Origin of the sequence: Trinickia diaoshuihuensis (assembly GCF_003390925.1) — a bacterium.
GTDB classification, from domain to species: Bacteria; Pseudomonadota; Gammaproteobacteria; order Burkholderiales; family Burkholderiaceae; genus Trinickia; species Trinickia diaoshuihuensis.
The window spans coordinates 107,410-131,827 of record NZ_QUBS01000084.1 but is presented as its reverse complement, the minus strand read 5'-3'; the positions used below and the strand labels follow the sequence as shown (position 1 = coordinate 131,827).

The following is a 24,418-nucleotide window of genomic DNA, read 5'->3' as shown; positions in this document are numbered from 1 at the left end:
TCAGCCGGCCTCGATAAGCGCTAGCGCGCGTGGCCGCTATTACACCAGTACGCGCTCGATTCCGCCATTATTCGCGCGCTCGACATAGTCGGCCATCCAGTTCTCGCCGAGAACGTGACGTGCCATTTCGACGACGATGTAGTCGGCTTGAACGCCCGCATCCTCGTTGTAGCGCGACAGCCCCTGCAAGCACGAAGGACAGCTCGTCAGCACCTTCACGTCGGCGGCGCCGTTCGGAGCCGCCCCCTCGCCCGCCGCCCCGGCGGCCGCGACGGGAATCTCGCGCAGCTTCGCGGCGCCCTTGCGGATTTCCTCTTCCTTGCGGAAGCGGACCTGCGTCGAAATATCGGGGCGCGCCACCGCGAACGTGCCCGATTCGCCGCAGCAACGTTCGTTCTTCTCGATCTTATAGCCGTCGTGGCTCGAGCCTATCAATTCGTTGACGAGCTTGACCGGATCGATCGTCTTGATCGGCGTGTGGCACGGGTCGTGGTACATGTAGCGCGTGCCCGTCACGCCGTCGAGTTTCATGCCTTTCTCGAGCAGGAACTCATGGATGTCGATGATGCGGCAGCCGGGAAAGATCTTGTCGAATTCGTAACCGGCCAACTGGTCGTAACAGGTGCCGCATGAGACGACCACCGTCTTGATATCCAAGTAGTTCAGCGTATTGGCCACGCGGTGGAACAGCACGCGGTTGTCCGTCACGATCTTCTCGGCCTTGTCGTACTGACCCGCCCCGCGCTGCGGATAGCCGCAGCACAGATAGCCCGGCGGCAGCACCGTTTGCACGCCCGCCTCCCACAGCATCGCCTGGGTAGCCAGGCCCACTTGCGAGAAGAGCCGTTCCGAGCCGCAGCCCGGGAAATAGAAGACGGCTTCCGAATCGACGGTCGTCGTCTTGGGATTGCGGATGATCGGTACGATCTTGTTGTCTTCGATGTCCAGCAGCGCGCGCGCCGTCTTCTTCGGCAAGTTGCCCGGCATCTTCTTGTTGACGAAGTGGATCACCTGCTCCACGACGGGCGGTCTGCCCGTCGTCGCGGGCGGATGCGCCGTTTGCTTCTTCGCGAAGTTTTTCAGCAGGTCGTTGCCGAGACGCTGCGCCTTGTAGCCGATGCCCATCATCGCCGTGCGGGCGACGTTGATCGTCTGCGGATTCGTCGCGTTCAGGAAGAACATGCCCGCGGCCGCGCCGGCGTTGAACTTCTTCTTGCCCATCTTGCGCAGCAAATTGCGCATGTTCATCGACACGTCGCCGAAATCGATCTTCACCGGGCAAGGCGTCGCGCATTTGTGGCAGACCGTGCAGTGATCGGCCACGTCGTTGAACTCGTCCCAATGCTTGATCGATACGCCGCGGCGCGTCTGCTCCTCGTAGAGGAACGCCTCCACGAGCAGCGAGGTCGCCAAGATCTTGTTGCGCGGGCTGTAGAGCAGATTCGCGCGCGGCACGTGCGTCGCGCACACGGGCTTGCACTTGCCGCAACGCAGACAGTCCTTGACCGAATCGGCGATCGCGCCGATGTCGGACTGTTGCATGATCAACGATTCATAGCCCATCAGCCCGAAGCTGGGCGTATAGGCGTTACGCAGGTCGGCGCCCGGCAGCAGCTTGCCTTTGTTGAAGCGGCCGTTCGGATCGACGCGCTCCTTGTACGCGCGGAAATCGGCGATTTCGGCGTCCGTCAGGAATTCGAGCTTGGTAATACCGATCCCGTGCTCGCCCGAAATCACGCCGTCCAGCGACCGCGCCAGCTTCATGATGCGCTCGACGGCCTTATGCGCGTCTTGCAGCATCTCGTAGTTGTCGGAGTTGACGGGGATATTCGTATGCACGTTGCCGTCGCCGGCGTGCATGTGCAGCGCGACGAACACCCGGCCGCGCAAAACCCTCTTATGGATCGCCTGCGCTTCGTCCAAGATCGGCTTGAACTCGCCGCCGTTGAAGATTTGACGCAGCTCCGCCCGAATCTCCTGCTTCCACGAGGCGCGGATCGTACGGTCTTGCATCACGTGAAACACGTTCACGCCCGGTTGAGCGTCCACGCGGTCGGCGAACTTCTCGGCAAGCACCTCGTAGCCTAGCTGCACGAGATAGTGCTGCGCCTCGCGCAGCGACAGATCGAGCTTTTCGAGCACGAACGACCAACGCGTACGCACGCGGGCCAGCAGTGCCAGCGCCTGCTGCACGCGGTCCTCGAGCAACTCGGCGCTGGGAATTTCGTTCGCGTCGTCGGTCTTGCCGAGCGGCAGATTGCCGCCCTTGAAGAACGTTTCGAGCGCGTCGACGAGTTGCAGCTTGTTTTTCAGCGACAACTCGATGTTGATCCGCTCGATGCCGTCGGTGTACTCGCCCATCCGATTGAGCGGGATGACGACGTCTTCGTTGATCTTGAACGCGTTCGTATGCTTGGCGATCGCGGCGGTACGGCTGCGGTCGAGCCAGAAACGCTTGCGCGCCTCGGCGCTGACGGCGACGAAGCCCTCGCCGCTCTTGCCGTTCGCCATGCGCACGACCTCGGAGGTGGCCGCGGCGACCGCATCGGCGTCGTCCCCGACGATGTCGCCGATCAGCACCATCTTCGGAAACGCGTTGCGCTTCGATTTCGTCGCGTAGCCGACGGCGCGCAAATAGCGCTCGTCCAAGTGCTCGAGACCCGCGAGAATCGCGCCGCCGCGCTTGGACGTTTCGAACAGGTAATCCTTGATTTCGACGATGCTCGGAATCGCATCGCGCGCTTGGCCGAAGAATTCGAGGCAGACGGTGCGCGTGTGCGCCGGCATCTTGTGCAGCACCCAGCGCGCGGAGGTGATGAGGCCGTCGCAGCCTTCCTTCTGCACGCCCGGCAGGCCTGCGAGGAATTTATCGGTCACGTCCTTGCCGAGCCCTTCCTTGCGGAAACGCCGGCCCTCGATCGCGAGCGTTTCCGTGCGCAAGAGCCGCTCGCCCGGCGCGGCATCGCCATCGAACCATTTCAGCTCGAAGCGGGCCACATCGACGTCGTGAATCTTGCCGCGGTTGTGCTCGAGCCGCGTGACTTCGAGCCAATTGCCCTGCGGATCGACCATGCGCCACCAGGCAAGGTTATCGAGCGCCGTCCCCCACAGCACGGCCTTCTTGCCGCCCGCGTTCATCGCGACGTTGCCGCCGATGCAAGACGCGTCGAGCGAGGTGGGATCGACGGCGAACACGTAGCCGGCGGCCTCGGCCGCCTCCGTCACGCGGCGCGTGACGACGCCCGCACCGGAGAAGATGGTCGGCACTTTCGCCGCGACGCCGGGCAATTCGGTCAGCTCCACGGCGCCCAACTGCTCGAGCTTTTCCGTGTTGATGACGGCGGAGAACGGCGTGAGCGGCACCGCGCCGCCCGTGTAGCCCGTGCCGCCCCCGCGCGGAATCACGGTGAGGCCTAGTTCGAAGCATGCCTTCACGATGCTCGCGATTTCCGCCTCGGTATCCGGGGTCAACACGACGAACGGGTACTCGACGCGCCAGTCGGTCGCATCGGTGACGTGCGACACGCGCGAGAGGCCATCGAAGCGAATGTTGTCCTTCTGCGTGCAGCGGCCGAGCACCTTCATCGCGCGGCGGCGCAGATCGGCCATCGTGCCGAATTCGGCCGCGAACGCCTCGACGGCGCCGCGCGCACTGGCCACGAGCATCTCGACGCGCGCGGCGCGTTCGCGCCCCGCTTCGTCGCCGTGTTCGACCATATCGGCTCGGCGGCGCTTCTCGATTTCGTTCAGCCGGTGGTTCAGCGCCTCGATCAGCAAGGCGCGGCGCTTCGGATTGTCGAGCAGGTCGTCTTGCAGATAGGGGTTGCGGCGCACGACCCAAATGTCGCCGAGCACCTCGTACAGCATCCGGGCCGATCGCCCCGTGCGGCGCTCGGCGCGAAGTTCGTCGAGCGCGGCCCACGCCTCGTCGCCGAGCAAACGGATGACGATTTCGCGGTCGGAAAACGACGTGTAGTTATACGGAATCTCGCGCAAGCGCGGTTCGGGTTCGGCGGCGACGGCAGCCGCGGCGCCGTGCGGATCGAAGACTTGAGGTGCGTTCATGGTCGGACGGATCGATAGGCCGGCCAAAACGTCGATCGACGATTGAGGCCGGCAATGCGCGTCACGCGCAATGATTTCTGGAAACTGGGCGTCGGCAGCGAGGGCTCGCCGCGCGGGTAGGCGGCAGCGCAGCCTGCTCGCATCAGAAGGGCGCTAGCCGCACGATCGTGCGTGACGGGCGTGCCGCTGCGCCGCGGGACGCGCTTCCCGCGGGGCTGGGGTGAGAGGGGCCGTCCGTGGCTGCCAGCGCATTATCCGGTCCTGGTTTTAAAACAGAATTCTACCGCATGATCCGAATATGCGTTGATGCGCGATTCGGCGCGCTCGCGCGCGCCAAAACGCCATTCCGGCGCCGGACCGACCGTCCGTCCGGTCAATTTCGCAGGCGGTTTGGCCGCGCTTGAGTTATCCGTTCGGCGCGCAGAAAACCGCCGTCCGTTGGCGCTATCATTGATGCTTTCGCATCCCGCGCGCATCTCGCGTGCCATCCGCGCCGCCAGAGCGCCTCACGCCCATGTCCTCGTCTTCTCACGATTACCTGAAAAAAATCCTGACAGCCCGCGTCTATGACGTCGCCCGCGAGACGGAGCTCGAACCGGCGCGCAATCTGTCCGTCCGGCTTTCCAATCGTGTCTACCTCAAGCGCGAGGATAATCAACCCGTTTTCTCGTTCAAGCTGCGCGGCGCCTACAACAAGATGGTGCATATCGATGCCGATGCGCGCGCGAGGGGCGTCATCACGGCCTCGGCCGGCAACCACGCCCAAGGCGTCGCCTATTCGGCCGCGCGGCTGGCGGTAAAGGCGGTCATCGTCGTGCCGGTCACGACGCCGCAAGTGAAAGTCGACGCCGTGCGCGCGCACGGCGGCCCCACCGTCGAGGTCGTCCAATTCGGCGAGTCGTACAGCGACGCGTACGCGCACGCGCTCGAGTTGCAAAAAGCGCGCGCGCTCACGTTCGTGCATCCGTTCGATGACCCCTACGTCATCGCGGGCCAAGGTACGGTTGCAATGGAAATCCTGAGCCAGCATCAGGCGCCGATCCACGCGATCTTCGTTCCGATCGGCGGAGGCGGGCTGGCCGCCGGCATCGGCGCCTATGTCAAGGCAGTGCGGCCCGACATCAAAGTCATCGGCGTGCAAACGGAAGACTCGTGCGCCATGGCGCGCTCCATCCGGGCCGGCGAACGCGTCACGCTACCCGAAGTGGGGCTGTTTTCCGACGGCACGGCCGTCAAGCTCGTGGGCGAGGAAACCTTTCGCCTCTGCCGCCAATATCTGGACGATGTGCTCACGGTCAACACCGATGCGCTGTGCGCCGCGATCAAGGACGTCTTCCAAGATACGCGCAGCTTGCTGGAGCCTGCCGGAGCGTTATCCGTGGCCGGTGCCAAGCAGTACGCCGAGCGCACGGGCGTGACGGGCGAAACGCTCGTTGCGGTCACCTCGGGCGCCAATATGAATTTCGACCGCATGCGCTTCGTCGCCGAGCGCGCGGAGGTCGGCGAGGCCCGGGAAGCCGTCTTCGCCGTGACGATTCCCGAGGAACGCGGCAGCTTCAAGCGGTTTTGCCAACTCGTGGGCGAACGCAACGTCACCGAATTCAACTACCGGATCGCCGATGCCAGCGCCGCGCATATCTTCGTGGGCGTGCAGATCAAGAGCCGCGGCGAGTCGGCCGCCATCGCCGGCGCGTTCGAGCAGCACGGTTTTCCCACGGTCGATCTCACAGGCGACGAACTGTCCAAGCAGCATATCCGCTATATGGTGGGGGGCCGCTCGCCGCTCGCGCGCGACGAGCGGCTGTTCCGTTTCGAATTTCCGGAGCGGCCGGGCGCGCTGATGAAGTTCCTCTCCTCGATGGCCCCCGATTGGAATATCAGCCTGTTTCACTATCGCAACCAGGGCGCGGACTATAGCTCGATTCTCGTCGGCATTCAGGTACCGCAGGCGGACAACGAGGCTTTCGCCCGGTTCCTGTCGACGCTCGGCTATCCGCATTGGGACGAAAGCGGCAACCCCGTTTATCGGCTGTTTCTGGCGTGAGAGCGCGTCCAACCTGACCGAACACTATGACTCCCGAACATTCGCCGCTCGGCAAGAGCACGACCTACACCGAGCAGTACGATCCCGCCCTGCTCTTCCCCATTGCCCGCACCCAAGCGCGGGAAGCGATCGGCATCACGCAGACGCTGCCGTTTTTCGGCACCGACATTTGGAACGCCTATGAGCTGTCTTGGCTCAATGCGCGCGGCAAGCCGCAGATCGCCATCGCGACGTTCTTCGTGCCGGCCGAATCGCCGAATATCGTCGAATCGAAGTCGTTCAAGCTGTACTTGGGCTCGTTCGCGCAAACGCGCGTCGATTCGATCGACGCGCTGCGCGACACGCTCAAGCGCGACGTGTCGGCCGCCTGCGGCGCGACCGTGTCGGTACGTCTCGCGACGCCCGCGGAATTTTCGAAACTCGAGTTCGAGGAATTCGACGGGCTCTCGCTCGATCGCCTCGATCTAGACGCCGACGTCTATGAACCCGATCCGTCGCTGCTGACCGCCGCGCACGGCGAAGCGCCCGTCGAGGAAACGCTGTATTCGAACTTGCTGAAGTCGAACTGTCCGGTCACGGGTCAACCCGATTGGGGCAGCGTGCAGATCCACTACGTCGGGCCGCAGATCGACCATGCGGGGCTGTTGCGCTACATCATTTCGTATCGCTCGCACACGGGCTTTCACGAGCAATGCGTCGAGCGCATTTTCATCGACATCTTGCGCGAGTGCCGGCCGGTCAAACTCGCCGTGTACGCGCGCTATACGCGCCGCGGCGGGCTCGACATCAACCCGTTCCGCACCAATTACAACCTGCCGATGCCCGACAACGCGCGCACGGCGCGGCAGTGATCGGCGCGCATCGCGACCGCGTTAAAACGCCTCGCCGGCGGCCGCCTCTCGGTGATCTCCGGCGGCCTTGGCGCCACGCGGGACGAAGCATCCCCCGCGCTCGCCGACCGGTGTGCGGTCTCGGTACGAGAGCACGCCGTTGACCCAAACGGCCTCGATCCCGTCGGCGACTTGCCGCGGATTGTCGAAGGTCGCGGCATCGCGCACCGTCGCCGGATCGAACAGCACGAGATCGGCGTGGTAGCCCACGTGGATCTCACCGCGGCGATCGAGCCCGAAGCGCCGCGCCGATAGCCCCGTCATCTTATGCACGGCTTGCTCGAGCGGCATCAGCCGGACGTCGCGGGCGTAGTGCCCAAGCACGCGCGGGAACGTGCCCCACAGCCGCGGATGGGGCAGCGGATCGTTCGGCAAACCGTCCGAACCGACCATCGATGCCGGGTGAGCCAAGATCCGGCGCACGTCGTCTTCCGACATGTTGTGATAAACCGCGCCGGCCGGCTGCAAGCGGGCCGCCGCCTCCTGCTGCGTGACGCCCCACTCGCTTGCGATAGCGGCGAGCCGCTTGCCCGAGGCCTCTGGATGCGGGGTCGACCACGTGACGGTAATCTCGATGTCGCCCGTGACTTGCTTGAGATCGAGCGTGGTCGAACTGCGGTCGTACGGATAGCAGTCGCAGCCGATGCGCTGCGCCTCGCGCGCGCGTTCGAGCGACGCCAGCACTTCGATGCTGCGCCCCCAGTTGCGCGGCCCGGCGCATTTCAGGTGCGAGACGACGACCGGCACGCGCGCGTGCCGGCCGATGCGGCACGCTTCGTCCAGAGCGTCGAGGATCGCGTCGAATTCGCTGCGAATGTGCGTCGTATAGAGCGCGCCGGCCTGCGCAAGCGGCTCCGCGAGCGCCATCACCTCCTCGGTCGGCGCGCAAAATGCCGATGCATACGCCAGTCCCGAACTGAGCCCGAGCGCGCCGTGTTCGAGGGCCTCCGCGAGCTGAGCCCGCATCGCATCGATCTCGGCCGGCGTCGCGGCCCTATCGAGCCGGTCCATATGATTGCTGCGCAAGGCAGTGTGCCCGACGAGCGCCGCCACGTTGACGGCCGGTCGCGCGGCATTGACGGCCTCGACGTAGGCGCCGAAGGTCGGAAAGCGGAAAGATTCGCGCTCCCCGAGCAGGTTCATTGGATCGGGCGGATCGCCGCGCAGCGTAACGGGCGAGGCACTGATGCCGCAATTGCCCACGATGACCGTCGTGACGCCCTGCGAGAGCTTGGGCAGCATCTGCGGATCGCGCAGGACGTAGGTGTCGTCGTGGGTATGGACGTCGATGAATCCGGGCGCCAGCGCGCGGCCGTCGGCCTCGACGATCTCTTCGGCGATCCAATTCGACAAGTTGCCCACGGCCGCGATTTTTTCGCCGCGGATCGCGACGTCGCGCACGACGGGCGGTTTGCCCGTACCGTCGTAGAGCGTGGCACCGTAGATCAACGTGTCGGCGGCTTCCGGATGAGAATGCATGGTTCGTCTCCGAGTGCGAGGCGCGGGTGAGCGGACAGCCGCGCGAAGATGCGGCGCCGCCGGTTAGCCACGAATCGTACTCGCAGTTTCTGTACTATGGGAGTTCGAACGGCGGCAGCCACGCCGTCGCATGACAAAACCAGGGGACGACTCCGATGACTTTGACGATGACAAGCTACACCGCCGCCAGCATCGACCCGCTCGGCAAAGGTTTAGGGATGGTGCCGAGCGCCAGCGTGCCCCTCGAATCGGCGCGCAATCTCGAGTGGAATCTGCTGGCCGAGGACGTCAGCTTGCCGGCCGCGGTCCTGTATAAGGACCGGATCGAGCACAACCTGCGATGGATGCAAGCGTTCGTCACCGAATATGGGCTCAAGTTCGCGCCGCACGGCAAGACGACGATGGCGCCCCAGCTATTTCGCCGGCAGATCGAAACGGGCGCTTGGGGCATTACGCTCGCCACGGCGCATCAAACGCGAGCCGCCTATCACGGCGGCATCGAGCGCGTCTTGATGGCGAATCAACTCGTCGGCAAGCGGAATATGGCGATCATCGCCGAGTTGCTCTCGGACCCTGACTTCGAATTCTTCTGCCTCGTCGACTCGCCCGATGGCGTAGATCAACTGGGCGCCTTCTTCAAAGCCGCCGGGCGTCGGCTGCAAGTATTGATAGAACTCGGCGTGCCCGGCGGTAGAACGGGCGTGCGTGACGATGCGCAACTCGGCGACGTGCTGGCGGCCATCGCGCGCCACGAGGGCACCCTCGTGCTGGCCGGTATCGAGCTTTACGAAGGCGTGCTGGCCGACGAACAAGCCGTGCGCGCGTTCTTGCGACGGGCGGTCGAAACAATCCATACGCTCGCGCAGGCCGGCCGATTTCAACGCAGTCCCGCGATCCTCTCGGGCGCCGGCTCGGCATGGTACGACATCGTCGCCGAGGAATTCGCCGCGCAATCGTCGGCGGGCGCGATCGAGGTGGTGCTGCGCCCCGGTTGCTATTTGACGCATGACGTCGGTATCTACAAGAAAGCTCAGAGCGAGATCCTCGCCCGCAATCCGATCGCCAAAAAGATGGGTGAGGCGCTGTTGCCCGCCTTGCAGCTTTGGGCCTACGTGCAGTCGATCCCCGAACCCGACCGGGCGATCGTCGGTTTCGGCAAGCGCGACGCGGCCTTCGATGCGGGCATGCCGGTCCCGGCGCGCCACTATCGGCCAGGTGCCGACGCGCCCCGCGACATTGCGCCGAGCGAGGGGTGGGAAATCACGGGAATGATGGATCAGCACGCCTATCTGCGGATCGTGCCGGGCACCGATCTCAAAGTGGGCGACATGCTTGCATTCGACATCTCGCACCCGTGCCTCACGTTCGACAAATGGCGGCAGTTGCTGATCGTCGACGATCGCTACCGCGTGACCGAGGTGGTCGAGACGTTTTTTTAGGAAGCCGGCGTAGGACCTCCACGACTTCTATGCCGTCGCACGCCCGCCGCCGCCCTCGCCGCTCGGATTCGAGCTTGCCGAGCCGGGAAGCGGCGAGCCCGCCACCTCGCCGATCCGGGCCTCGAGCTTGGTCAAGGCGTTCGATAAAGCCGACAACGCATCGTCAGGCAGCGCCCCCATCGTTTCCAGCAGGAATGCGTTGCGCTGCGGCAAACTCGCATCGACGGCCTGCCGTCCTTCGCTCGTCAGCCGGACGTTCGTGATGCGGTTGTCGCGTGTGTCGACGCTACGCTCGATCCAGCCCAGCGCCTCGAGCGATTTCAATTGCCGCGTCAGCGCGCCGGGGTCGATGCGCAACCGTTCGACGAGCCGCTTTTGCGACCACTCGCCGTCCGGATCCGTCAGCGCGAGCAGAATGCGCCAGCGCGGCATCGCATGTCCCACTTGCGCTTCGAACGCCGACATAAACGAGCGATAGGTCCGCCCGAACTGCTGAACGATCGCGATGTAATCTTCCATGATGCAACCCTTTCCCTTGCTCGGCGCTATTCTGCCGCAGGCGCTCGCTCGCCTCTGCGGGTGATGCTCACGTGCGGTACGCTCGCGCAGCGCCAAAGCGCAACGAGGGCGACGACGGCCGCTACCGCGACCCCCGCATGAATCGCGGTAACGAGCGACTCGCGCGCTTGCTCGAGCAACGCCGCGCCGTCTTGCCCCGCTCGCGCGAGCGAGTCGAGCAGCGTGCGCTGCGCGCCTTGATTGACGAGGATTTGCGGATCTCGCATGGTCGCCCACCACTGCGTGGCATTGGCGAACGTCAACGCGTCGCGCACGCCGCGCGCGTACAGATGCGTGATGAGCGTGCCGGTAACCGCCGCTCCGAACATGCCGCCGATCATCCGCAGCGACTGCAGCAAGGCCGTGGCGATGCCCAAATGCTCGCGCCCGGCCGTTTCCTGCGCGAACACGGTCAAGTTCGGCAACACAAAACCGAGTCCGATGCCGGCCACCACCATCAGGCCCATCAGCAGCGGATGCGGCATCGAACGGGTCGCCAACGCGGTGCCGACGCAAGCGGCCGCCAATAGCGCGAAACCGGCATAGAGCATCGCGTTGGGACGGCGAATACGCGTCACGATACGGCCGTTCAAGATGCTGCCGATCGTGATGAAGACGACGAGCGGCGTGATCAAGAGGCCCGCATCCTTGGGCGCGAGTCCGAAGCCGCCCTGCAACAGCAAGGGCGCATAAAAGATCAGCGAAAACATCGAGTATCCGCCCAGCACCGACAACATAAATAGCGCGGCAAGGCTGCGATTGGCGAACATGTCGAGCGGCAAGATCGGCTGCGCGGCGCGCCGCTCCCACTTCCAGAGCGCCACCGCCGCCACGGCCGCGGCAACGCCAAGCGCCGCGACGCCGGCCGAGAGTCCATGCTGCGACAGCGATTCGACGAGCAATTGCAGCGAACCGAGCGCGGCGGCGATCAACAGCGAACCGGGCCAATCGAGGCGGATCTTGCCGCGCGCCTCGATGTGCCGTACATGCGGCAAATAGCGCCAGACGAAATAGAGCGAGAGCAAGCCGACCGGCAGGTTCACGTAGAAGGCAGAGCGCCACCCGTAGTACTGCGTGAGAAAGCCGCCGAGCGAAGGCCCGATCGCATTGGCGATACCGAATGCCGAACTCATGAGGACCTGCCAACGCAGCCGCACCACGGAGTCCGGAAAAAGATCGGGGATGCAGGCGAACGCCGTGCCGACGAGCATCCCGCCGCCGATGCCCTGTAATGCCCGCGCAATGACGAGGAACACCATGCTGTTGGCGGCGCCGCACAGCACGGACGCGCCCGTGAACACGACGATCGATGCAATGACGAACGGCTTGCGGCCGAAGTAATCGCCAAGGCGCCCGAAAATCGGCACGGTGATGACGGAAGTCAGCAAGTACGACGTGGCCACCCAGGCATACAGTTCGAAACCGCGCAATTCGGCGACGATCGTCGGCAAAGCCGTACCGACGACGGTCTGATCGAATGCAACCAGCATGGTGACGAAGGAGATGCCGAGCATGGCAAGGAGCGACTCTCGGAACGGCAGGAGCTGCCCACGCGAGTGATGAGCGGCGGTATGAACGGCCATTTTTTGAGGAGGCAATCGTTGATACGTCAAAGAATGCCGGATGATAGCATGGCCGCATGGAACTTGCTGGCCATCGCCGCGTGCGGTCATGGCCGATCTCGCCGCTTTTCTCTTCTTCGTTCGCCAATTCGCACAATGGAACCGATCCCCATCGCGGAGCCGTCACTGGCCGCAGCCGACCTCGCCGCCCTCGCGGCCGCCAAGCGGGCGCTTGAAAAACAGCCGCTGGCAATGAAGCTGGCGAGTGCCGTCGGTATGCCGATCGAGCGGTTGCTCGCGCGGTTGCCTGCCTATGCGCACGAGACCATCGCCGACGCCACGCGCCGCGCCCTCGACGCGAGCCTGCGCACGGCGCTCGCGACGCTCGGCGCGCCAGCACCGCGGATCGAGGAGCGGGACCCGAGCGAGCGCCTCGTGCCGAGCGCGAAGCCGCGCGATTGGCTTCATAAAGTGGCCGTCGCGACGACAGGCGCCGCCGGCGGAGCGTTCGGCCTGATTGCGCTGCCGGCCGAGCTTCCCGTTACGACGACATTGATGTTCCGTTCGATCTGCGACATCGCGCGCAGCGAGGGCGAGGACTTGGGAGAAGCCGAGGCGCGGCTGCAATGTCTCGCCGTGTTCGGAATGGGAAGCAGCGCCCAGGATGAAGAAGCCGATTTCGGCTACTTCATCGCCCGCGGCGCGCTCGCGCAAGCCGTTTCGAAAGCGTCGTCGGAACTGGCGGCCAAGGGCATGGCGGCACACGGCACGCCCGCGCTCGTGCGATTGACGAACGCCATCGCGGCGCGGTTTTCCGCGCAGGTGAGCGAGCAGATCGCCGCCAAGTCGATTCCCGCCATCGGCGCGGTACTGGGTGCGGCCGTCAATACGGTCTTTATCGACCATTTTCAGCAAACGGCGCACGGGCATTTCACCGTCCGGCGCCTGGAGCGACGCTACGGCAGCGAGGCCGTGCAAACCGCCTATCGCACGATCGAATCGACGCCAGCCGGTCCCGGCAAGCGCTCGCGCGCATGAGTTCGCACGAATTGAGTCGCCCGTTCGAGCGCCTGCTTCGCTTCCGGTACGAAAGGCGTCCACAACTGCCAGACATGCGGCATGTTGGGCCAGATTTCGCAGTGCACCGAGACGCCCGCCGCGCGTGCGCGCTCCGCGACACGCCGCGTGTCGTCCAGCAGCACTTCGGTACTGCTCGCTTGGATCATCAGCGGCGGCAGGCCCGATAGGTCGGCATACAACGGCGACAGATAGGGATGAGTCGGGTCCGCATCGCCGATGTAGAACTTTGCCGCACGGCCAATGGCGGCGCCGCAAAACATGGGATCGATGCCGTCGTTGGACTGAAGCGTACCGCCCGTGGCGGCAAGATCGGTCCATGGCGAAAACAGCACGCCGGCCGCCGGCAGCGGATCGCCGGCATCGCGCAGCGCGACCAGCGTGGCCAACGCGAGACCGCCCCCGGCCGAATCGCCGGCGATGACGATCGAGTCAGCGGCAATGCCGTGAGCGAGCAAACCGCGATAGGCCGCCAGCGCATCGTCGAGCGCGGCCGGAAACGGATGCTCGGGCGCCAGCCGGTAATCGAGCGAAAACGTCCTGGCGCCGGAACGCGCGGCGAGTGCGAACACGAGCGGACGGTGCGACGCGGGCGAGCAAAAGTAATAGCCCCCACCGTGACAATACAGAATCGTCCGCACCGGGGATCGCTGGGCCAGATCGTGTCGGCGCTCGAGCCATTCGCCGCGCAGGGGCGCATGGGACGGCAACGCTCGCTCGGTCAGCCGCCAGCCGCGCGGCACCCTGGGCCGCCGGATACGCGCGCTCGCATGGGCGCGAGCGCGCTCGACGCTCACATGAGGCTTGAGCGTTTCGGGACGAAATTGTTTCTTGAGCAACCAACAGGCGACGGCGCTTTGCCAGCTCATCGCAATACACTCCGCGCGTGACTTGACCTAGGCGTGAACCGCCATGGTACCGGCCGACGGCCGCGCGCGGTGCGAAGCCGGAGCGGGCCGTGTGCGAAAGCGCACCGGCCGCTTTCGGCAGCAATGGGAAGGCTTAGTTGGCCGGCAGGACCTGACCGCGGATTTCGCCGCTCGGGTTGGCCGCCGTATGGACGTTGAAATACCATTTGCCCTTCATCAAATCGTCGGCCTGCACATCGCTGAGCGTCTTGTCGCCTTCGATGGGGCTCGCAAGCTTCTCCTTCGGAATGCCGACCTGAACGCCGGCATTCTGACCAACGGGCGCGGGCCCATGAAAGTGCGCCATCGTCGCGGGCCCCGTCAGGCCTTCGTAGGTGACTTTCCATTTGAGGTTCTTCGAGGCAGTGTCGAACGTCGCCTGCAAAGCGCCATGTCCTTTGGACGTATTGGGCGGCACTTCGCTGGAGGGCTCGAGGTCGGCCTTCAAAGTCACCGTTTCGGCGAACGCGGCGCCTGCCGCGACTGCCCACAACAACACGGCCACATTCAGCTTACGCATAAGATGCATCTTGCTCTCCTGTTTGTTGAGGCCGCCTGTGCGAACACGCTTCGCACCCTACTTGCGGCGGTCAACATACTAGAACAAGTTGAAGATCGCCGTGCCGCGGCGGCGCTTACGCGCCCCGCCGCGCATCAGCAAACCTTGCGGAACATCGTATCGACGACGGTGCCGGGGCTCACGGCAACCCAGGTCGAATTGGCCGAGAGCCCGCCGGCCGGCGAGCCGTCCGCGGCGAGGTAGTGCGTATCGAGCGCGCGCCATTGCTTACCGGCGCAGTCGATCTGATAACGCGTGACCGATACCGAAACGGGCGCGCTCGCGCCGGGCATCATCGACGACGCCTTCCAGGTGGTTTTGGCGGTGTATTCGATATAGCCGTCGGAATCGGTCGCAATACTGTCGGTATCGACCGCATAGGCCAAATCGCTGGCGCTTTTGAGCGGCGTCCATTGCGTGGCATCCGCATACGCGAACGAACCCAGCGCAACGGTGAAGATGATCAAAGGGCGGAGCCGATTCATGTTTTGTTTCCTAACGTTCGGAATGGCCCTGCTTTGCGAAATCGCTAATTATTTTGGTGTCCTGCCTATTTTCCGCACGACGGCTCAGATTCTAGCAGAGCATGCCACTCATGCACTGCTGAAAATCTCGTCTATCAGCCCGTCCTGGCGCAAAGTGCAGGGGCGCGCTAGTTGCGTTGATGGGTCCCGCGCGACTCGAAGCAAGCGATGCGCGGGAGCCACGTCACGGGTTACTGCGCGGCCGACGCTCCCGCCGCGGGGCCGGCCGGCTCGACGATTTCGAAGTCTTTTTCGCGCAGACTCACTTTGCGTGCGTAAGCGGTGGAACCACCGTAGCTCTTGAGGGCGGCGCCCACGTCGCCGCGAGCGGATTCCAAATAGCCGTGCAAAATGGCGGAACCGGCCTCGATATTCATCGCCGGTTCGGTCAAATCGAGGTTTTTGACCAGTCGCTTATGCGCCGCCGGCACGACTTGCATTAGCCCCGTGGCGCCGTTTCTGCCGCGCGCATGGTCTTGGAAGCGCGACTCGATCGAAATGATGGCAAGCACGAGCGCAGGCGGCAGCGAATACTTCGAGGCCGATGTCATCACCGCAGCCGAAATTTGCTCCGCCTTCGCTCGTGCGATCCCGAACTTGCGCGTCAACATCTCGCGGATCCGATGGACTTCACCCGAAGCGTTACCGCTCGATGCATCCGACGCCGCGCCTTGCGGCGCCGCCGCATCGGCCACTGTCGAGCCGCCGCGCGAAGCCGATGACTCCGCCGGCATGCTAGCGGCCGCGATCGCCGTTGCCACCAGTGCGCGCGACGCTTCGGAGTCCTGCGCATCGGCGGACGCGGCGAGACCGAGCGAGATCAGCAGCGCGCAAAGAAGTCGGGTCATCAGGCACTAAGAAGAAAAGGGGTGCGCCGCATTATAGCGGCACAGTTGCAGGCTTTCAGGGGCCCGATTGAATTCATCAGTCGATTAAAAGCGGCGCGCAGGGCGGCCCGCGCGGCTTGGTGGCGATCCGGGGCGGTTCGAACCGACCGTTAAGGCTGCGTTAAGCAGGCCGGTCCCACAATTTGCGCCCGTCCCCCACGAGCCCGTCCCCATGGTGCCGACCGACTTGGAAGTCCTGAACCGCACGCTTTTTCTGGCGATCGACGCGACGCCGTCCACGCCGGCCTGGCGCATCGCCATCGCCTCGTTCATCGCGAACGGCCTGATTTGGTCGATCCCGCTGATTCTGACCGGCCTCTGGCTGTCGGCGGACCCCCATCGGCGCGAAGCGGCGCTACGAGGATGCGCGCTGGCGTTGGCCTCGCTAGCGGTAAATCAGTTGATCGGCCTCGCATGGCAGCATCCGAGGCCTTTTATGATCGGTCTCGGCCATACGTTTTTGGCGCACGCGCCCGATTCGTCCTTTCCAAGCGACCATGCGACCGTCTTCGCCGCGCTATGCGTCACGCTGTTCGCGCAGCGCATGAACCGTCTCGGCCTGTTGACGCTCGCGGGCGGCCTGGCCGTGGCCTGGGCGCGTATCTTCCTCGGGGTGCATTTTCCGCTCGATATGCTCGGTGCTGTCTGTATCGTCGCCGCCGTTCACGCGCTCTCCGCCCCTTTTTGGAAATACGTCGGGCCGCCGCTCACGCGGTGGGCGATTACCGTCCATCGGCGCGTCTTCGCCACGCCCATCCGGCTGGGGTGGTTGCGCCCGTAAGACGATGCGAGCGGCATGATTCCTGCGTAGCGTTCCTCGGTGTGGCGCACGGAGGACGGCATGCGCGAGGCGGGTCGGGGTTCATCGCGATGGGCCCTTAAAAACGTTACCTATTTCGATCACTCGACGCACCGGTTCGTCGCCGGCGACCTCGAAATCGACGGCGACCGGATCGGCGCCCTCCGGCCACCGGGCACATCCATGCTCGGCTCCGCGGTCGATGCTCGCCCGTTTGTATGCACGCCCGGGCTCGTTCGCACCCATGCCGATTTTGGCGACGTCGCACACGCGTCGGGTCAATGGCTGCGCGCAGGGATCACCACCGTCGGAACGTCATGCGCGACGGCAAGGCAATGTGTCGTAGCAGCCCGCCAAGCGCCGCAGCGAGTCGTTGCCCGTTTGACGTTGAACGAATTCGCACGCGCGCGCTGTCGCGGACATCGACCGGATGCCCGCGCAGGTGCGCCCGAGTTGCGTGCGCTCGCGCGCATCGATACGTTGATGCGGCGCCACGGCGGCCGCCTCGCACTCGCCGTACGCTGCGCTGCGATCGGCTCGGCATTCGAACTCGTCTACGCCTATAACCTGGCCGCCGCCGCGGGACTTGCCTTGGGATTCGAGTTCGCGGACAGCCCCGACTCGGCCCGAGCATTTCGCGAACGGTTCTATAGCAGCGAGACCGAGCTGCTCAGTTTTTTGCAGTTGCTCCACCATGGCACGACCGTTTGGGGACTTTCGCAGTTGACGCGCCATGACGTCGATCTACTCGTCCGATCCGGCGCGCGGCGTCTCGACGCCAGCCCGATCGGCACCTCGACTGAGACGGCTTTTCCCGGGTCGCGCCTTTCGGCTCTCGCAGGTAGGTCCGCAACCAGCGCCGAAGGCGCTGTCGACGCGGCCACCATCGATGCGGCAGGCGTTTTGGGGCAAACGGACTGTGGCCGCATATCGGAGGGGATGCAAGCGGACCTTTGCCTTTTCCGGGCACCGCATGGATCGATGCTCGGTGCCGACAGCGCAGCGTTCGTTCAGTTGTATGACTCGAGCGAGCCCCTCGCCGTGATCGTCGCCGGGTCTTGCATCGCATGCCCAACTCTCATGCGATGCGCAGCGAGCGCGCCATGCATCGATCTCGCGGCACACGAATACGCTTTAAGCTCGCTCGCCACGCAAACTTAATCGATGGCGTTTTTGCACTGGTTCGTGGGCCTTTTAAACCCGGCGTATTCCGCCAGCGTTAATGAGTAAAAAGCCTAAGCAAATATCGGATTTTGTAAGCACAGATTTCCAAACAACAGCGCCCAAGATAACCACGGCATAAAGCGCCAAAGCTTCCCGACTTCCGGCTCCTCGCATTGCTCCCTCTCATGGGGAATGGTTCCATCACGTCTACGGATCACTGACCTACACACGCGCATCGAAGACGCGGGGATAGACCATGTCGAAAGTAGCGGAACCCGATCAGCAGCTCAGCCAGCAGCTCGAGCCAGCCGGCTGCGACGGAGCGGCATTCGTGCTGCCCGGGCCTGTATTAACTGGAACGAACGCGTGCATCGAGGCGCGTGGCGCAGCGGCAATGAATATGCACGAAAAAGCCCGGCGGTGGCTCCCCGCTTGGCTCAATAAAGGTATGCGCGGTGCTTGGCGCGCGGCGAAGCGTTTGTTGCCCGACGAACTATTTTTGCGGCTATCGCATCGTCGTCACGTCGGCCGCTTTCCGAGTCTTGCCGCGCCCCAAACGTTCAACGAATTCATTTTGCAGCGCTGCCTGCACCCCGAGCCGCAATGGAGCGTGCTCGCAGACAAACTCGCCGTGCGCGAGTTCGTCAAACAGCGGATCGGCGAGGAGTATTTGATTCCGCTGATCGCCGTGCCCGAGGTCTTTACGGAAGAGCTGTTCGCTTCGCTGCCGAACTCGTTCGTGATGAAGACGAATCACGGCTGCGCGTTCGTGAAGATCGTCGAAGACAAACGCCGAACCTCGTTCGAGGAATTGAATCGGCTCGCTCAAGCGTGGCTGGCGCAGGACTTTTATCTCTCCTCGCGCGAGCGGCACTATCGTCCGATCAAGCCTAAGTTGTACTTCGAGCAGTTGCTCTTGGACCGGGCGGGCAACATCCCGGCCGACCTAAAAATGAATATGTTCGGCCGCGACCATACGGGGCCGATCATTTACGCGGGCATCGTCTCGGACCGGTTCGGCACGCCGCACGGCGATGTCTTCGACGTGAACTGGAATCATCTCGACCTCGCTGTGGGCCACTACCCGCGCAGCAAGGTCCCGCCGCCGAAACCGCCGCACTGGGATGAGATCGTGAGACTCGCCACCCGGCTGGCCGACGGGCTCGGCTATGTGCGCGTCGATCTCTACGTACCCGACGGCAAGGTTTATTTCGGAGAACTGACGTTCACGCCCGGCGCGGGAGTGTTTCCTTTCCATCCGGATCGCTACGACTACGAATGGGGGCAGTTATTCAAAAACATGATCGAAGAAAACCGGCCGATCGAGAACGAGGCAATTCAACAAGACTCGCGAGTATGACCATGCAGATGACCGAAACGACTACAACGGAAGGCATCACCCTCGCCCACTCCTGCGAGATTGAGCGAGCGCTTGCGCAGATCGAGCGCACGCTGACGGCGTCGACCGATATCGACGCGGTGACCGATAGCCGCGTACGCGACACCTATGCGGCGGGCCTCGCCTGGATGCAACGCTTCATCATGCAGCCCCACCCTGACCTCGGGCGTAAGGGGGCAGTCTGCCCATTCGCGAAACCGTCGCATGAAGATCGCGCGTTGTTGTTCAGCGCGTTCGACGCGACGGGTATGGCATTCGATACGTACATCGGTGCGATGATGCGGCTTCCATATTTTTTCCACCGCGTGGCCAGCCAGCGGCCGGAGCCGTCCGAGTTGCTCTCGCTGGCGGTTTATCCGCTGGGCCTGCCCGATGACGCGTATTACAAGTTCATCGATTGCGCGCACATGATCTTGAAGCCGTTTTATATGGAATGCGGATTGATGCTCGGCGAATTCCATCCCGCGAGCACGGTGCGGGGCGCGCATTCCGATTCGTTCCGGCCGATGCGCGCCGACATGCCGCTATTGGTGATCCGCGCCATGGCCCTACACGACGCGCTGTTCATCGACGGCGCCTCCACGCCGATCGGCATGCGCGTGCACGAACTCGAATGCTATTTGCGTTGGAACGCGCCGCGCCTGTCCGGCGCGGAACGCGAGCGCGTGGTCGATCGTCTCGCGCAGCGCAAAGCTCAGCTTGCGGCCGTCGATGCCGTTGCGCAGCCGACGGCGCAGACGGTCGGCGTCTAGCGGGAGCGGACCGGGTACCGCATCGTACCGGCGATGCACTGATTATTCGTAGAGGAGAAAGACGGCGATGGAAGAACTGGCGTGGGACGAGTGGCAGACCCTGTGCGAAATGATGAACGGGTACATCAAAACGCAAGTGCTTTCGACCGCATGCGATCTCGGCGTGTTCGACGTCATCGAGCGAGGCGCGACGATCGAAACGCTGGCCAAGCGGCTCGAGATCGACGAGCACGGCTGCCGGGTACTGCTATTGGGCCTGAAACAATTGAAGCTCGTGAGCGTCAGTGAGGACGGCGCCATTACGAACGCGCCGCTCACGCGTCGCTGCTTGCTGCGCAACGCCGAACAGTCGATGGTGCCGTTCGTCCATTTGAACGACAAGATTCAGCATCGCGCGTGTTTGCATTTCACGCGAGCGTTGCGCGAAGGGCGCAATGCGGGCCTGGACGAATTCCCCGGCGATTCGCCGACGCTATACGGCCGCATGGCGACCGATCCCGCGCTGGAGCGCCTCTTTCATGAAGGCATGGGCGCGTATACGCGGCTGTCGCCGCGCATGATGAAAGTCGGCGAGTTCGGCGACGTATCGATGCTGTTGGACCTTGGCGGCGGCGATGGGACGAACGCCATTCGGCTGTGCGAACGGTATCCGTCGCTGATGGTGACGCTGGTCGATCTGCCGTCCGTCATCGAAAAGGCTCGCGCCAATATCGAGGCGGCCGGACTCGCCGATCGCGTGACCTGCGTCGCCGTCGATATGTTCTCCGATCCGTGGCCGGGCGGCTGCGACGGCGTGATTTTCTCGCATGTCTTAGAGATTTTCTCGCCCGAGAAGATCCAGTTCCTTTACAAGAAAGCGCGCGCCTACCTGGAACGTAACGGGCAGCTTTTCGTCTGGTCGCTCATGTGCGACGACGACGAAGCAGGCGGCCTGCAGTCGGTCAAGTCCTCGCTCTACTTCGTGACGGTGGCGAGCGGCGAAGGCATGGCGTACCCGGTGCGCGATCACATTCGCTGGTTGAACGATGCGGGCTTCAATACCGTGACGAAGTACGATGCGCGTGCGATCGATCACTGTGCATTGGTGGCGCGATAAGCCCATGCGTTAGTCACAGCGGCTCAAAGCGAATTTGATGGGTTCGGCGATGGGGCTGAGCAAGGGCACTTATAATGCGTGCCGCGGGTTCAGCCATCGTCCAGGTCGTCCATATAATAAAAGACGGGGCTAACGCCATTCCGGCCCGCGAATAAAAAGATTACCTGAGAGCCGCAATGACAAAGACTGACGTTTCCGTGAGGAGCGCGCGTTCCTCTTTGCTTTTTTTGTACTGCCTCATATTCGTCGCGTCGGCGCACGCGGCCGTGCATGGACCGCTTCAAGCGCGCGCCGCCGATTCAGCGTCTCCCGCCTCCCTGCTGGTGCCGGCGGATGCGTCGATCCCCAGTGACGTTTGGAACGATCCCCGGTGGCAGCGCGGACCGATGACGGCGAAGCTGGGCCATGTGGCGACGCTGGTCGTACCGCCGGGATTTCGCTATCTGCCTGCGCTGCGAGCGAGCGTCGACGCAGACGCATCCGATGCAGATGCGACGGACGACGCGTCGAACGACTCGCTAAGCGTCGTGATTGCGCCGGACGACGGCAGTTGGACGACGCGGATTGCCCTGGCTTACACGGGACACATCGATACCAACGACGTGTATCTGGATCCCGACGATCTCGCTAAAACGATGCAGATTCGGAGCAGCCCGTTCAATCCGCTCTCCCCCGCTTCGGAGCAGTCGGTACCCGATCTCGTCGAGATCAAATGGATTCGCGCCCCGCGCTGGGATGGCGCGAAATACACACTCGACTGGCTTTACGAGAACAAGACGACAGGCGCGCGTGGCGTCGATGACACCTCGTTTCTCAATGCGGCCATCTTGGGGCGACGTTACACGGTGGCGATCCAGACCGAACTCGACGGCGCCGACAGTCATCGCCGAGCGCAAGCCGTGCAGAGCACGTTCGATAAATTGGTCGGCGGCATCACGTTCCGCGACGCCGAGGCTTACATCGCTTATCAACCCGGAGAACCCACCGCGCAACTGAAGCTGACTGATTACATCACCGGGCCCGAGACGGAAGACGAAAAGGCGTTCAATGCCAAGGTGGCACGTGCCCGGCGATTCGATTGGAGCGGGGTGGCCTTGCGGGTATTGCCGCTGATGGGATTGGCGGCGGTGGGCTGGGGGGCGACGCGGCGCAAACGGCAGACGAAGGGCGATGAGGCGGCAATGTAGGCCGGGCGGGGCTCAGGGACACGAGCGGGTGCCGTTGCTGAGCACGGCGACTATTGACGGATCGTCTCGGCAGGAGCCGCCCGTGAGCCGCCAAATTAGTCGCCAAAGAATCCGCCAGAGAAATTTTTCATCATCCATAACCCGATGATATTTCAGCGCTTTTGGCGTGCAATCATCATCATTCTCTGCGCCAAAATAGTCGCCAACACCAGCGCCAAATCCGCTCGCCGCCTTTCCTATGAAAGAATGCGCCGGTTTGCACCTCTGCGACAGTCCTCATCAAATGCTTCCGATGCTGCCGGGCGAGCATAAGCTGGAATCCCTAAGGCTGCTTGCGGCCGAGGGCTTGGCACCGGGGCTATCAATTCGCGCGCGCCGGAGAGAGCGCAGTCATCGCGCTAGCTGCGTCTCATCATCGCCTGGCCTGGATACATCCCTTCCTCGACGGAAATGGCCGGACGGCCCGTCTGCATACGCATATCGGTCTCACCGCGCTTGGCTTGACGCACGGACTTTGGTCGCCCATGCGAGGGCTAGCTCGCTCGCAGGCGCAGTACTACGAACATCTGATTGCCGCCGATCGAGTGCGGCAGGGCGACTTGGACGGTCGTGGCAATCTCACGGAGCGCGGTCTGATCGAGTTCATCGAATACTTCCTCCGGCTTTGCCTTGACCAAATCCAGTTCATGAGCGGGATGCTCGACCTTCGAGCATTCGAGCGACGCCTAGCTCAGATGCTTGCCGCGCATAGCCAGGACGAGAATAGTCGATATTTGCGAGCGGAGGCGGCGCTGCCGCTTTCGTACCTCGCGACGGTCGCATCGATGGATCGCTCGCGCTTCAAGGCGATCATGGGCCTCGCAGCACGCACGGCCGATCGGGTAGTTGCCGACCTTTTTTCCATCGGCATCCTGCATTCGCCGAGTCCACGGGGCCCGGTGGAGTTAGCTATCCCTATGTCGGCTTTCCGGTGGCTATTTCCGCGGCTCTGGCCCGAGGCCGAGGCGACGGGGGCATAAGCATCAGAGCCATGGCAGATAGCGCCGGCGCTCACTGTTGCCCTGCCTCACCCTCGCCTGCCTTCGCACCCATTTCAGCCATCGGCCAGCGGCCGGATTCAATCAACGACTGCGCCGTCTCGCAGACGACTGTCATCAGCGAAACAGTGGCGGTGGACGGCGGCCGCGTTACGGCATGTGCAAGGTAGCGCGCCAGCACGAGCCCTTCGATCGGTACGGCGCGCAGTTCGCCGGTGGCGATCTCGCGCTGCACGGCGGAGGCGAAATGCACGGTCCAGCCGAGGCCGTCCCGCACGAGTTGAGCCGCCACCGTAGCCGACTCGACCTCGACGACGCCGTTCAACTGCACGTCCACCGCGGCAGTCGCACGCTCGAGTGCGAGTCGCACGCCGGATTTCTCCAGCCCGGCGAGAATGAGCGGTACCGATTGCAGTTCCGATACGCTCACGGAGCCGGCCGGCAAGCGCGCATCGTCGGCACGCGCGATCGCGCAGATTCTCTCGGCCAACAAAGGCTCGGTATGAATGAGCGGTCTCGCGGCAATCGGTCCGCTCAACACGGCGACATCGACAGCCCCCTGTTCCAATCCATCGCAGAGCGCAGGCGAAAAACTTTCGACCACGCGCAACCGGACGGCCGGATACCGCTCCCTGAGTACCCGTGCAAGCGGCGGCACCATGACGCTGGCCAGCGCAGGCGGTAGTCCAAGCGCAACCGGGCCGCGCGGCGTCGCCTGCATGTCCATGATGTCGACCTTGATCTGATCGGTATAACGCAGCAGGAACGTCGCACGCTCGAGCAGCAACTCGCCTTCGCTCGTCAACGACGCACCGCGCGAATGGCGTTCGACAAGCCGCACGCCGAGCTCCGATTCGAGCAACTGGATCTGCCGGCTCAACGCGGGTTGCGCGATATGCAGGACTGCGGCCGCACGGCCAAAGTGCTGGTGCGCGGCCAATACACTGAAATATCGAAGCTGCCTCAGATCCATGATCGCGCAAGGGACGGCG

Annotated in this window: 20 protein-coding genes and 1 pseudogene; 12 read left to right on the top strand and 9 right to left on the bottom strand. The window is 63.7% G+C overall.

Features of this window, described 5'->3' with window-relative positions; all coding sequences use genetic code 11:
• Window positions 1-39: 39 nt before the first annotated feature.
• Window positions 40-4,065 carry a DUF3683 domain-containing protein gene (locus DXT59_RS22560; RefSeq protein WP_116139300.1) on the bottom strand — a complete coding sequence of 1,342 codons (4,026 nt, stop codon included), beginning with the start codon at window positions 4,063-4,065 and terminating at the stop codon, window positions 40-42.
• Between the two features lie 514 nt (window positions 4,066-4,579).
• On the opposite strand from DXT59_RS22560, the gene ilvA reads away from it, so the two are divergent.
• The gene (gene ilvA, locus DXT59_RS22550) at window positions 4,580-6,109 is read left to right on the top strand and encodes a threonine ammonia-lyase, biosynthetic (protein ID WP_116139296.1); all 1,530 of its coding nucleotides are present in this window, start codon (window positions 4,580-4,582) and stop codon (window positions 6,107-6,109) included.
• 26 nt (window positions 6,110-6,135) lie between these two features.
• Complete coding sequence (gene queF, locus DXT59_RS22545; RefSeq protein ID WP_116139294.1) at window positions 6,136-6,960, top strand: NADPH-dependent 7-cyano-7-deazaguanine reductase QueF; 825 nt, start codon at window positions 6,136-6,138, stop codon at window positions 6,958-6,960.
• 21 nt (window positions 6,961-6,981) lie between these two features.
• Here queF and DXT59_RS22540 read toward each other — a convergent pair whose 3' ends face one another.
• Window positions 6,982-8,478 (bottom strand): N-acyl-D-amino-acid deacylase family protein, encoded by a 1,497-nt coding sequence (locus DXT59_RS22540; RefSeq protein ID WP_116139292.1) that lies wholly within the window; start codon window positions 8,476-8,478, stop codon window positions 6,982-6,984.
• A 167-nt stretch (window positions 8,479-8,645) separates the two neighbouring features.
• Here DXT59_RS22540 and DXT59_RS22535 point away from each other — a divergent pair, with 167 nt between their 5' ends.
• Window positions 8,646-9,917: an amino acid deaminase gene (locus tag DXT59_RS22535; protein WP_420823418.1), complete on the top strand. Its 1,272-nt coding sequence runs from the start codon at window positions 8,646-8,648 to the stop codon at window positions 9,915-9,917.
• 27 nt (window positions 9,918-9,944) lie between these two features.
• Here the strand turns inward: DXT59_RS22535 and DXT59_RS22530 are convergent, their stop codons facing one another.
• Both DXT59_RS22530 and DXT59_RS22525 read right to left on the bottom strand, forming a co-directional pair.
• Window positions 9,945-10,436: a MarR family winged helix-turn-helix transcriptional regulator gene (locus tag DXT59_RS22530; protein ID WP_116139290.1), complete on the bottom strand. Its 492-nt coding sequence runs from the start codon at window positions 10,434-10,436 to the stop codon at window positions 9,945-9,947.
• 26 nt (window positions 10,437-10,462) lie between these two features.
• Entirely contained in the window at window positions 10,463-12,058 is a 1,596-nt protein-coding gene (locus DXT59_RS22525) for an MFS transporter (protein WP_116139288.1), read from the bottom strand.
• A 135-nt stretch (window positions 12,059-12,193) separates the two neighbouring features.
• Here DXT59_RS22525 and DXT59_RS22520 point away from each other — a divergent pair, with 135 nt between their 5' ends.
• Window positions 12,194-13,075 (top strand): EcsC family protein, encoded by an 882-nt coding sequence (locus DXT59_RS22520; protein WP_116139286.1) that lies wholly within the window; start codon window positions 12,194-12,196, stop codon window positions 13,073-13,075.
• On the opposite strand, the gene DXT59_RS22515 is transcribed toward DXT59_RS22520, so the two are convergent.
• The 4 genes from DXT59_RS22515 to DXT59_RS22500 all read right to left on the bottom strand — a co-directional run bounded on the left by DXT59_RS22515 (window position 13,021) and on the right by DXT59_RS22500 (window position 15,953).
• Window positions 13,021-13,983: an alpha/beta hydrolase gene (locus tag DXT59_RS22515; protein WP_116139284.1), complete on the bottom strand. Its 963-nt coding sequence runs from the start codon at window positions 13,981-13,983 to the stop codon at window positions 13,021-13,023. The genes DXT59_RS22520 and DXT59_RS22515 overlap by 55 nt on opposite strands.
• Before the next feature lie 133 nt (window positions 13,984-14,116).
• Window positions 14,117-14,551, bottom strand: a complete 435-nt coding sequence (locus DXT59_RS22510; RefSeq protein ID WP_116139282.1) for a CHRD domain-containing protein — start codon at window positions 14,549-14,551, stop codon at window positions 14,117-14,119.
• Between the two features lie 125 nt (window positions 14,552-14,676).
• Entirely contained in the window at window positions 14,677-15,066 is a 390-nt protein-coding gene (locus DXT59_RS22505; protein ID WP_116139280.1) for a surface-adhesin E family protein, read from the bottom strand.
• Between the two features lie 230 nt (window positions 15,067-15,296).
• Window positions 15,297-15,953 carry a lytic transglycosylase domain-containing protein gene (locus DXT59_RS22500; RefSeq protein ID WP_116139278.1) on the bottom strand — a complete coding sequence of 219 codons (657 nt, stop codon included), beginning with the start codon at window positions 15,951-15,953 and terminating at the stop codon, window positions 15,297-15,299.
• A 211-nt stretch (window positions 15,954-16,164) separates the two neighbouring features.
• Here DXT59_RS22500 and DXT59_RS22495 point away from each other — a divergent pair, with 211 nt between their 5' ends.
• From DXT59_RS22495 to DXT59_RS22465, 8 genes and pseudogenes are all read left to right on the top strand, one after another.
• Window positions 16,165-16,773 (top strand): phosphatase PAP2 family protein, encoded by a 609-nt coding sequence (locus DXT59_RS22495; protein WP_116139276.1) that lies wholly within the window; start codon window positions 16,165-16,167, stop codon window positions 16,771-16,773.
• A 60-nt stretch (window positions 16,774-16,833) separates the two neighbouring features.
• Window positions 16,834-17,952, top strand: coding sequence for an amidohydrolase family protein (locus DXT59_RS22490; protein WP_162878199.1), 1,119 nt, complete (start codon window positions 16,834-16,836; stop codon window positions 17,950-17,952).
• Between the two features lie 259 nt (window positions 17,953-18,211).
• A complete protein-coding gene (locus tag DXT59_RS22485) occupies window positions 18,212-19,315 on the top strand; it encodes an ATP-grasp fold amidoligase family protein (RefSeq protein ID WP_240324627.1) in 1,104 nt (367 codons plus the stop codon).
• A gap of 8 nt (window positions 19,316-19,323) precedes the next feature.
• Window positions 19,324-20,106: a DUF6875 domain-containing protein gene (locus tag DXT59_RS22480; protein ID WP_162878198.1), complete on the top strand. Its 783-nt coding sequence runs from the start codon at window positions 19,324-19,326 to the stop codon at window positions 20,104-20,106.
• A 67-nt stretch (window positions 20,107-20,173) separates the two neighbouring features.
• Complete coding sequence (locus DXT59_RS22475; RefSeq protein WP_116139269.1) at window positions 20,174-21,202, top strand: methyltransferase; 1,029 nt, start codon at window positions 20,174-20,176, stop codon at window positions 21,200-21,202.
• A gap of 386 nt (window positions 21,203-21,588) precedes the next feature.
• Window positions 21,589-22,389 carry a DUF2167 domain-containing protein gene (locus DXT59_RS22470; RefSeq protein WP_162878197.1) on the top strand — a complete coding sequence of 267 codons (801 nt, stop codon included), beginning with the start codon at window positions 21,589-21,591 and terminating at the stop codon, window positions 22,387-22,389.
• A 332-nt stretch (window positions 22,390-22,721) separates the two neighbouring features.
• Window positions 22,722-22,856 (top strand): annotated as a pseudogene (locus DXT59_RS31620) (Fic family protein); the annotation flags it as partial.
• A 57-nt stretch (window positions 22,857-22,913) separates the two neighbouring features.
• Window positions 22,914-23,408, top strand: coding sequence for a Fic family protein (locus tag DXT59_RS22465; RefSeq protein WP_240324626.1), 495 nt, complete (start codon window positions 22,914-22,916; stop codon window positions 23,406-23,408).
• Between the two features lie 31 nt (window positions 23,409-23,439).
• On the opposite strand, the gene DXT59_RS22460 is transcribed toward DXT59_RS22465, so the two are convergent.
• A complete protein-coding gene (locus DXT59_RS22460; RefSeq protein ID WP_116139264.1) occupies window positions 23,440-24,399 on the bottom strand; it encodes a LysR family transcriptional regulator in 960 nt (319 codons plus the stop codon).
• Window positions 24,400-24,418 lie beyond the last annotated feature (19 nt).